We start from the raw sequence: 9,017 nt of genomic DNA on the forward strand, positions 1-9,017 counted from the left end.
CGGGGCCGTCGATTTCGTGAAGGCGTTCTTCGACGCGGGCAAGCCCGTCGCGGCGATCTGCCATGCCCCGTGGATCCTCGCGAACGCCGGCCTCGCATCCGGGCGCTCGCTGACCTCGTACGCGTCGCTCGAGACCGACCTCCGCAACGCGGGCGCCGACTGGCGGGACGAGGAGGTCGTCGTCGACGGGACGCTCATCACGTCGCGCAACCCGGGCGACCTCGACGCGTTCAACGCCGCGATCGCGAAGGCGCTCGAGACACCGGAGCCCTGAGCCCGACGGGACGTCCGCTCTCAGGCGCCGGCGTCGAGGAGCGCATCCTCCTCGTCCGCGTCGCGGTCCCGACGTCGCCGCCTCGCGGGCCGTGGGGCATCGACGTCGTCCGGATCCGGGCCCTCCGCGTCCTCGCGGCGGGCCCGGATCTCGGTGCGGATCATGTACGCGATGAACACGAACCCCATGACCGCGAACAGGATCCACTGGATCGCGTAGGACAGGTGCGGTCCCGGGTCGTCCGTGGGAGCGGCGAGCTCGGACGGCCGCGCGGACGGCGCGGGATCCTCGCTCACCATCAGGCCGTAGAACGCGGTCTCGGTCTGAGGGCCCGCGATGTCGGCGACGGACGGCAGATGGATCGTCGGCAGCTGGCCGTCGGGGGCCGTGCGCCCCGAGGACGGCAGCGGCTCGCCCGGCCGCATGCGTGCGATGACCGACACCTCGCCCTCCGGCGCCGCGGGCACGGCGTCCGGGACGGCACCCTCGCCGGGCGGCACCCAGCCCCGGTCGATCGCGATGATCCGACCATCCGCCAGCTGGAACGGCACGAGCACCTCGAACGCGCTCGTGCCGCCCTGGGCGCGGTTTCGCACGAGCAGCTGATCGTCGGACAGGTAGCGCCCGGTGAGCCGGATGGGGTGCCACTCCTCATCGGGGGAGTAGCCGCGATCGAGCACGTCCTCCGCGGCGAGCGGCGGCGCGTCGTAGTTCGCGGCGACGAGGGCGAGCATCGTCGCGCGCTCCTCGTTGCGGGAGAACTGCCAGTGCGACAGGAAACCGCACGCGACCGCGAACAGCACCGCGATCAGCGCGTAGACGCTCCACCGCACGCCACGGTTCCGGGAGAAGGGGCTCATGCGTCGCCTCCGGTGGGAACGCCCGCCGACACCTCGAGCGGGAAGTCGCGCGCGGCGAGGAACTCGCGCAGATAGCCCACGTGCTCGTCGCATGCGAGCCACACCTTGCGTCGGTCGGCCGCGTGGATCCGCGGGTTGCGCCACGCGATCGACCAGGTCGCGGGCTCGCCGCAGCCGGCGCGCGAGCAGGTGGGGGCGGCGGGTCCTCCGCCGCCGAGAAGTGCGCCGATCATGTGCGGTCCGGCTCGCCTTCGGCGGGCTTGCGCGGCGTCTCCGAGATCCGGATGACGGTGGGCGCGGCGGGGCGCTCATCCTGCGGCTCGACCCTGGGGGTCCTGGCTTCGATCCCGGCGACCTCCGGCCGCTCGGCGCCCGCGGCGCTGCGGGCGCTGGCCGCGTTCGCGCCGATGACAGCGAAGTACGGCAGGAAGATCGCGCCCGCCGCGAACACGAAGCTGTACCAGCCGTACGGTGTGACGAGCACCATGAGCAGCAGGCAGGCGATGCGGATCCCCATGGTCAGCAGATAGTTCCGCACGCGCGCGCCCGCGTCCTCTTCCGGAGCAACGGGCAGCGAGGTCGCCGACTGCGCGGAGTACTGCGATTTGCGGGAGGCTTTCAAGGGATTCAACCAATCCGTACGATCCCTCAAGCCTACGCCGCTGTCCTTCGGGTACAGCCGTGAACGGACAGGCTTGTGCGCGCCCGCACCCCGCGTCGCGTTCGTCCCGAAAGTAGGCTTGCCAGGATCGTCACCGACAGGAGAGCAGCATCGTGAGCACTGACAATTCCGGCCGTGTGGTCCTCGTCACCGGCGGCAACCGCGGCATCGGCCGCGCGATCGCCGAGCGCTTCGTGCGGGAGGGATACCGCGTCGCGGTGACCGCTCGCAGCGGCGAGGGACCCGACGGCACGCTCACGGTGCGTGCCGACGTCACGGACTCCGCCGCGATCGACGCGGCGTTCACCGAGGTCGAGCAGCAGCTCGGTCCGATCGAGATCGTCGTTGCGAACGCAGGCATCACGAAGGACACCCTGCTGCTGCGGATGAGCGAGGACGACTTCGACAGCGTCGTCGCGACCAACCTCGGCGGCTCCTTCCGCGTCGTCAAGCGCGCATCGAAGGGCATGCTGAAGGCGCGCTTCGGCCGGGTCATTCTGATCTCGAGCGTCGTGGGCCTGCTCGGATCCGCCGGGCAGATCAACTACTCGTCGTCGAAGAGCGCGCTGGTCGGCTTCGCGCGGTCGCTCACGAGGGAGCTCGGCGCCCGCGGCATCACCGCGAACGTCGTGGCCCCCGGATTCATCGAGACCGACATGACCGCGGAACTGTCGGAGGAGCTGCAGGCCGAGTACCGCAAGTCGATCCCCGCGGGCCGCTACGGCAGCCCGGACGAGGTGGCCGCTGCGGTGACCTGGCTCGCGTCGGACGACGCCGCGTACATCTCGGGTGCCGTGATCCCCGTCGACGGCGGCCTCGGCATGGGGCACTAGACCCGCGCCGCCGCCTTCGCGATCTCCGCGGCAAGGACGCCGGGCTTCGAGAACTGAGGCCAGTGCCGCGTGCCGAGCGTGACGACCTCGACCGACTCGATCGCGTCGAACGTCTCGCCCCACGCCGGCCACTCGGCGAGCATCGCGCGCAGCTCGGCCTCCTCCTGCGCGCCGGAGAGCACCGTGACCGGCACCGTGAACCTGCGGTCGTCGCCGAGCTGCAGCTCGTCGGTCGGCACCCGCGCCGGCACGGACGCGGCGCGCGAGGCCGTGCGCTCACGTGTGTCGTCGTCGAGGTCGGCGGCTTCCTCCCCGAAGAAGTCCCATCCGGGGAACGGCACGACGCCGTCGACGACGGGGAACTCGGAGATGCCGGAACCCGCGGGCGGCGGCATCGTGTCGACCAGGATGACGCGCGCCACCCTCTCCGGCCGGCGGTCGGCGACGCCCCACGCGACGTTCCCGCCGCCTGAGTGGCCGACGACGACGACGGGCCCTTCGACCGCGTCCACCTTCTCGACGACCGCGTCGACCCAGTCCGCGATGCCGATCTCCGCAGACTCGGACGCGGGCGCGCCGACGCCGGGGAGGGTGAGGGGACGTGCGCGGTGCCCCGCGCCCTCGAGCGAGGGGACGACAGCGTCCCACGACGAGGCGTCGAGCCAGAGACCGGGGATGAGGATGATGTCCGCCATGCCCACAGGCTAGGGGCCACCACCGACATCCGGTGACCCGAGTGGCAGACGGTGCCGCACGGTCCAGGAATGCGCGTCGCCGGTCAGGACCCCGTAGTCGACCGCGTCCACGGACGTGCGGATCGGCAGAGCCTGCCGCACGTTCGCGGCGGCCTCGCGAAGCTGCCCGAGGGCTGCCGGCGGCGCGGTGCCGATCGTCAGATGCGGGATGACCTCGTCGTGCGCTCCTCCGTACGGCCGGAACCGGGGAAAGGCCGCGTGCACGGCCGCCGTCAGCTCGCGGAAGCCGGTGTCGTCGACCGGCCGCAACCACGCCACATCCCGACCGAACCAATCGACGGATGCGAACTCCGCCCCGAAGGCCGGCACGCCCTCGATGACCCGCGCGAGGTGGGCGAGCCCGTCCGCCCCGATCTCGCTCGGCGCTCCGAACGGGAACAGCACGGTGACGTGCGGTGGAAGACCCAGTGCGTGCGACGGATCGAGAGCGGGGCGATGCGCATCCAGGATCGCCGCGCGGACGGGGACGATCAGGGCCGCCTTCATGCGCTCACCCTATGAGCACACCGACAGCGGCGGATCCCGGAACGCGAGGAGCGGCCTTCTGGCATACCTACCTCTAGGTATGCCATGCTGGCCCCATGACCACGCATGCGCGGGAAGCCCTCGTCGTGACCGCCCAGCGGCTCTACGCCGAGAAGGGCGTCGCCGCGACGACGCCGCGAGAGGTGCTCGAGCACAGCGGCGTCGGGCAGGGGAGCCTCTATCACCACTTCCCATCGAAACGGGATCTCGCCGTCGCCGCGGTCTCCCGCACCGTCGAGGAGACGCTCCGGTCGGCGGTGTCCCAGCTGGAGGGGACGGGCGCCCCTGACGCGCGGCTCGCGGCGTACCTCGAGCGCCCCCGCGACGCCGTGGCCGGCTGCCGCGTCGGGCGCCTCACCGCCGATCCGCTCGTGATGGCGGACGCGGATCTCCACACCGAGGTCGCGGCGTACTTCTCGAACCTCATCCAGACCGTCGCCGGCGTGCTGAGGGAGCAGGGCCTCGAGGCGGACGCAGCGCGAGATCGGGCGACGACGGCCGTCGCGGTGGTCCAGGGCGGCTATGTGCTGTCGCGCGCGCTCGGCGATCAGGAGCCCATGCGCGCCGCCGTGCGCGGCTTCCTCGGCCTGCTCGAGGCGCGCGCATGACCACCGCGGACTGGCTGCGATCGCTTCCCGCGCTCACCGGGCAGGCTCCGCCGCTCGGTGCCGGACTCCCCGCCGAGCCGCACGCGCTGTTCCTCGCGTGGCTGCGTCAGGCGGTCGACGCGGGAGTCGCCGAGCCGCACGCCGCGACGCTCGCGACGATCGATCCGGATGGCCTCCCGGACGCCCGGACGCTGATCCTGAAGGACGTCGACGCACGCGGATGGGCCTTCGCCGGGCGTCGCTCCTCACGCAAGGGCGCGCAGCTCGCGGTTCATCCGGTGGCCGCTCTCGACTTCTGGTGGCAGCCCCTCGTGCGCGCGGTGCGCGTCCGCGGCGCGGTCCGCGAGGCCTCCCCGGCGGAGAGCGCGGCCGACCTCACTGCTCGATTTGCCGTCGCGCGCGAGGGCATAGACGACTGGGTGCGCTGGTGGATCGAGCCGCAGCGCGTCGAGTTCTGGCAGGGATCGCCCGACCGACGGCACCACCGGATCGTCTACCTGCGCACCTCGGATGAACGAGGTGCGGACCGATGGATCAGGAGCGAGGAACGCGGATGAGCGGGTTCGAGGTCGCCGCGATCGGCGCGCTCGACGAATGGCGGGCGCACCACGGCGGATTCGACGCCGCACGGTCGCGCGACGGTCGACGGGTCGTCGACCACGAGCTCACCATGCAGTACATCGGGCTCACGGCGAATGCGCTGGAGCCGGGCGAGCAGGCCGGATACTGGCACGCCCACTCGCGCATCGAGGAGCTGTACGTGTTCCTCACCGGTCGCGGGCAGATGGCGCTCGACGAGGAGGTCGTCGATGTGGGGCCCGGAACGGTGATCCGGGTCGGTCAGGATGTGTGGCGCACGTGGCGCGCACACCCGGGCAGCCACGGTGAGCTGCGCTGGCTGTGCATCCGGGCGGGCGGCGAGCCGCTGCCGTACGCCCCCGACGACAGCAGTCGCGCGCCCGAGCGGCCGATGCCCTGGTGAGCCGACTCAGAACGGCAGCAGTGGGATCACCTGAGACAGGTCGACGGGACCGATCACCAGGGGAGCGGCGCGGCGCACGGCCGGCTTGGCGTTGAACGCGAGGCCGAGACCCGCGGCCTCGAGCATCAGGAGGTCGTTCGCGCCGTCGCCGATTGCGATCGTCCGGGCGCGGGGCACGCCATGCTCGTCGGCCCAGCGCATCATCCACTCCCGTTTCGCGGCGGCGTCGACGATCGGCCCGTCGACCTCGCCGGTCAGTGCACCGTCGCTCGCGACCAACCGGTTGGCGCGCCACAGGTCGACGCCGAGGCGCGGTGCCAGGTCGTCGAGGATCTCGTGGAATCCTCCCGAGACCACGCCCACCAGACCGTCGCGTGCGTGCACGGCATCGATCAGCGCGGTGACGCCAGGAGTCGGCTCGATCCGCCCCCGCACGTGCGCGAACGACGCGACGGGCGCGCCGCGCAGCTCGTGCACCCGAGATCGCAGGCTCTGAGCGAAGTCGACCTCGCCGCGCATCGCCGCCTCGGTTGCCGCGGCGACCTCCGCGCCCCGTCCGACCTCGTCGGCGATCAGCTCGATGACCTCGTTCCGGATCAGCGTGGAGTCGGCATCGAGGACGACGAGAAGGCGCGCGGTCACGAGTGTCGAGCGTACCGGCCCGGGCCCGCGCGTCAGCCCGGAGGCGGTGGCGCCGATGAGTAGGCTTGCCGCATGCCCCCTGTGCTCTCCTTCCAAGACGTCGTCGTGCGCCGAGATGGCCGGAACATCGTGGACGGCCTCACCTGGGCGGTGAACGACGACGAGCGCTGGGTCGTGCTCGGACCGAACGGCGCCGGCAAGACGACCATCCTGCAGCTCGCGGACACGCTGATCCACCCGACGTCCGGCACGGTCGACGTCCTGGACGAGCGGCTGGGCCGCACGGACGTGTTCGAGCTGCGTCCGCGCATCGGGTTCGCCTCGGCGGCACTCGCGCGGCGGATCCCCGCCGACGAGACCGTGCTGAACGCCGTGCTCACGGCCGCGTACTCGGTGCTCGGCCGCTGGAACGAGCAGTACGAGAACATCGATGAGCGCCGTGCGCTGCGCGTGCTGCAGGAGTGGCGCCTCGACCACCTCGCCGACCGCACGTTCGGCACGCTGAGCGAAGGCGAGCAGAAGCGCGTGCAGGTCGCCCGCGCGATCATGACTGACCCGGAGCTGCTGCTGCTGGACGAGCCCACGGCGAGCCTCGACCTCGGCTCGCGCGAGGTGCTGGTCGGCCTCCTCAGCGAGTACGCCAAGTCGCCCGTCACCCCGGCGCTCGTCATGGTCACGCATCACGTCGAGGAGATCCCGCCGGGCTTCACGCACGTGCTGCTGCTGCGCGACGGCAAGCCCGTCGCGGCGGGCCCTCTCGCCGAGACGCTGACGGACGGCAATCTGTCGGAGACCTTCGGCGTGCAGATCAAGCTCAGCGAGGACGGCGGCCGCTACGCGGCCCGCGCCCACTGACCCGGGGTCGCAGGCGCGCCCACGTCTGGTAGACTCATTCGCTGGTGCCCAAGCACCGGAAGACTTTCGAAACCTCTTGGCAAGGACCCCATGAAGACTGACATCCACCCCGAGTACAAGGCGGTCGTGTTCCGCGACCTCGGTTCGGGCGAGACCTTCCTCACCCGTTCGACGGTGACGAGCGACAAGACCATCGACCTCGACGGTGTCGAGTACCCGGTGATCGACGTCGAGATCTCGTCGGCGTCGCACCCGTTCTACACGGGCAAGCAGCGCATCATGGACTCGGCCGGTCGCGTCGAGAAGTTCAACCAGCGCTTCAAGAACTTCGGCTCCAAGTAAGCCCCACGGTTCTGCAGAAAGACCCCGCCTCGGCGGGGTCTTTCGCGTTTCCGGGACGCGCATCCGTCCCGAGACCTCAGTCGCGCGCCGAGACATCACCGCTCGTCGATGTCCCGCCGCGGAGATGAGGTCTCGCGCCGAGATGAGGTCTCGCGGGGAGGCGGCGGCGTCGCGACTGCTCGCCGAGGCGGGGGTCAGTCAGCGCAGCGCTAGCGAACCGGCCACGAGCCGTCGAGGCACTCGGTGGGCTCGAGGCGGCCGATGCGGATGAAGTACTCGGTCAGGCTGGCCGCCTGCTCGCGAGCCCAGCCGATCTGACGCGTGTGGAGCTCGAGAACGTCGTCGGGCAGATGATCGGCGAACCGCTCGGCGAGCGCGAGCGCCACGCGACCGGCGGCGATGGCGTCGGCGGATGCCTCGTGCGCCGACTCGAGCGGCACGGCGTAGTGCGCAGCGACGACATCGAGCGTGCGCTTGCCCTTGCGGTAGCGGTCGAGGGTCTTGTCGATCACGAGCGGATCGATCACCGGTGCGGGGGAGTCGAGGGGCCGCAGTCCGTGCCGATCACCCTCGCATTTCAGCAGCGAGAAGTCGTACGCCGCGTTGTAGGCGACGACGGGGATGCCGCCCGACAGAAGCGTGCGCAACGCCGCGGTGACCTCCGCCACCACCTCGGCCGCGGGACGGCCGTGGGTCCGCGCGTGGGCGGTCGTGATGCCGTGCACCGCGGTCGCGCCCTCCGGGATCTCGATGCCGGGGTCGGCGAGCCAGTGCTCCTCGTGGATGACGCGCCCGGTCGCGTCCAGCAGTCCCACGTATGCCGTGACGATCCGGTCCTCCGTCACGTCGACGCCCGTCGTCTCGAGATCGAACACGCCGATCCGGTTCGTCCAGCGATCCGGCGCCACCTCGACGACGGCGTCGACCGCGACGTCGACCACCGTCTCGATCTGGACCTCCACGAGAGGCTCGACCTCGGCGATCGTGTGGACCTCGACGACGGTCTGCACATCGACCACGGTCTGCACATCGACCACCGCGGCGACCTCGGCCTCGCAGGGCGACTCGGAGCCCCGCAGGGCCGCAGTCGGCGCGGGGCGATCCCCGGGCGAGGCGTCCTCGACGCGCGGAACCCACGTCGTCGTCTCGCCGGGATGGTCCAGCTCGTCCAGCTCGAACAGCGGGGGCGGATCCGGCCACGACCTCGTCATGAACCACACCGTAGGGCGCGGTGCCGACATCGCGCGGGAGCCACCCCGGCGGAGCCTGAGACGCGGCTCCGTAGACTCGATCCGTGCCCGTCGCGTCGCCCTACTCCGCTCAGCTGTCCGAGATCCCCGTCGTCCGCCGCGACGTCGACGTCCTCGGCGGCCGCACCGCCTACTGGACGTACGGTCCCGACGACGCGGCCGTGACGATCGTGGCCGTGCACGGCTTCCGCGGCGAGCACCACGGCCTCGAGCCGGTCGTGGCGCATCTGCCCGGAGTGCGCGTCATCATGCCCGACCTGCCGGGCTTCGGCGAGACGGCGCCGCTGCCGGAGCGTCGCCATGACATCGACGCCTATGCCGACTGGCTGGACGCCTTCCACGCCGCGGTCGCCCCGGACAGCGTCGTCCTCGGCCACTCGTTCGGATCCATCGTCGCGTCCGCCGCGGTCGCACGTGGCCTCGCGACACC

At 71.5% G+C, this 9,017-nt stretch carries 15 protein-coding genes; 8 read left to right on the plus strand and 7 right to left on the minus strand.

The window, feature by feature from the left end:
- Positions 1-274, plus strand: a 274-nt coding sequence (locus tag RIF89_RS08075) for a DJ-1/PfpI family protein (protein ID WP_309068610.1), incomplete at its 5' end; no start/stop codon positions are given.
- A 20-nt stretch (positions 275-294) separates the two neighbouring features.
- On the opposite strand, the gene RIF89_RS08080 is transcribed toward RIF89_RS08075, so the two are convergent.
- Genes RIF89_RS08080 through RIF89_RS08090 form a run of 3 tightly spaced genes read right to left on the minus strand, consistent with a single transcriptional unit; the run spans position 295 to position 1,756 of the window.
- Positions 295-1,134 (minus strand): SURF1 family protein, encoded by an 840-nt coding sequence (locus RIF89_RS08080; protein ID WP_309068611.1) that lies wholly within the window; start codon positions 1,132-1,134, stop codon positions 295-297.
- Positions 1,131-1,367 carry a hypothetical protein gene (locus RIF89_RS08085; RefSeq protein ID WP_309068612.1) on the minus strand — a complete coding sequence of 79 codons (237 nt, stop codon included), beginning with the start codon at positions 1,365-1,367 and terminating at the stop codon, positions 1,131-1,133. The genes RIF89_RS08080 and RIF89_RS08085 overlap by 4 nt, the downstream gene beginning before the upstream one ends.
- Positions 1,364-1,756, minus strand: coding sequence for a DUF3099 domain-containing protein (locus RIF89_RS08090; RefSeq protein WP_309068613.1), 393 nt, complete (start codon positions 1,754-1,756; stop codon positions 1,364-1,366). Before RIF89_RS08090 ends, RIF89_RS08085 begins: the two co-directional genes overlap by 4 nt.
- 152 nt (positions 1,757-1,908) lie before the next feature.
- On the opposite strand from RIF89_RS08090, the gene RIF89_RS08095 reads away from it, so the two are divergent.
- On the plus strand, positions 1,909-2,628 hold the full coding sequence (locus tag RIF89_RS08095; protein ID WP_309068614.1) for a beta-ketoacyl-ACP reductase: 720 nt from the start codon (positions 1,909-1,911) through the stop codon (positions 2,626-2,628).
- On the opposite strand, the gene RIF89_RS08100 is transcribed toward RIF89_RS08095, so the two are convergent.
- Complete coding sequence (locus RIF89_RS08100; RefSeq protein WP_309068615.1) at positions 2,625-3,323, minus strand: alpha/beta hydrolase; 699 nt, start codon at positions 3,321-3,323, stop codon at positions 2,625-2,627. The genes RIF89_RS08095 and RIF89_RS08100 overlap by 4 nt on opposite strands.
- A 9-nt stretch (positions 3,324-3,332) precedes the next feature.
- On the minus strand, positions 3,333-3,869 hold the full coding sequence (locus RIF89_RS08105; protein ID WP_309068616.1) for a 2'-5' RNA ligase family protein: 537 nt from the start codon (positions 3,867-3,869) through the stop codon (positions 3,333-3,335).
- 95 nt (positions 3,870-3,964) lie between these two features.
- Between RIF89_RS08105 and RIF89_RS08110 the strand changes: the two genes are divergently transcribed.
- From RIF89_RS08110 to RIF89_RS08120, 3 genes are read left to right on the plus strand one after another with little or no spacing between them, the layout of a single operon-like run.
- A complete protein-coding gene (locus RIF89_RS08110; RefSeq protein ID WP_309068617.1) occupies positions 3,965-4,516 on the plus strand; it encodes a TetR/AcrR family transcriptional regulator in 552 nt (183 codons plus the stop codon).
- On the plus strand, positions 4,513-5,073 hold the full coding sequence (locus tag RIF89_RS08115) for a pyridoxamine 5'-phosphate oxidase family protein (RefSeq protein WP_309068618.1): 561 nt from the start codon (positions 4,513-4,515) through the stop codon (positions 5,071-5,073). The genes RIF89_RS08110 and RIF89_RS08115 overlap by 4 nt, the downstream gene beginning before the upstream one ends.
- On the plus strand, positions 5,070-5,498 hold the full coding sequence (locus RIF89_RS08120) for a cupin domain-containing protein (protein WP_309068619.1): 429 nt from the start codon (positions 5,070-5,072) through the stop codon (positions 5,496-5,498). The genes RIF89_RS08115 and RIF89_RS08120 overlap by 4 nt, the downstream gene beginning before the upstream one ends.
- A gap of 6 nt (positions 5,499-5,504) precedes the next feature.
- On the opposite strand, the gene serB is transcribed toward RIF89_RS08120, so the two are convergent.
- Complete coding sequence (serB, locus tag RIF89_RS08125; protein ID WP_309068620.1) at positions 5,505-6,140, minus strand: phosphoserine phosphatase SerB; 636 nt, start codon at positions 6,138-6,140, stop codon at positions 5,505-5,507.
- A 72-nt stretch (positions 6,141-6,212) separates the two neighbouring features.
- Between serB and RIF89_RS08130 the strand changes: the two genes are divergently transcribed.
- Both RIF89_RS08130 and RIF89_RS08135 read left to right on the plus strand, forming a co-directional pair.
- On the plus strand, positions 6,213-6,995 hold the full coding sequence (locus RIF89_RS08130; protein WP_309068621.1) for an ABC transporter ATP-binding protein: 783 nt from the start codon (positions 6,213-6,215) through the stop codon (positions 6,993-6,995).
- A gap of 90 nt (positions 6,996-7,085) precedes the next feature.
- A complete protein-coding gene (locus tag RIF89_RS08135) occupies positions 7,086-7,337 on the plus strand; it encodes a type B 50S ribosomal protein L31 (protein ID WP_055989351.1) in 252 nt (83 codons plus the stop codon).
- A 209-nt stretch (positions 7,338-7,546) separates the two neighbouring features.
- On the opposite strand, the gene RIF89_RS08140 is transcribed toward RIF89_RS08135, so the two are convergent.
- Positions 7,547-8,287: a 3'-5' exonuclease gene (locus RIF89_RS08140; RefSeq protein ID WP_375294454.1), complete on the minus strand. Its 741-nt coding sequence runs from the start codon at positions 8,285-8,287 to the stop codon at positions 7,547-7,549.
- Positions 8,288-8,631: 344 nt separating this feature from the next.
- On the opposite strand from RIF89_RS08140, the gene RIF89_RS08145 reads away from it, so the two are divergent.
- A partial coding sequence (locus RIF89_RS08145; protein WP_309068623.1) for an alpha/beta fold hydrolase occupies positions 8,632-9,017 on the plus strand: 386 nt, incomplete at its 3' end.

The sequence above is a fragment of the Microbacterium sp. genome, assembly GCF_031178525.1.
In the GTDB taxonomy this organism is placed as follows: domain Bacteria; phylum Actinomycetota; class Actinomycetes; order Actinomycetales; family Microbacteriaceae; genus Microbacterium.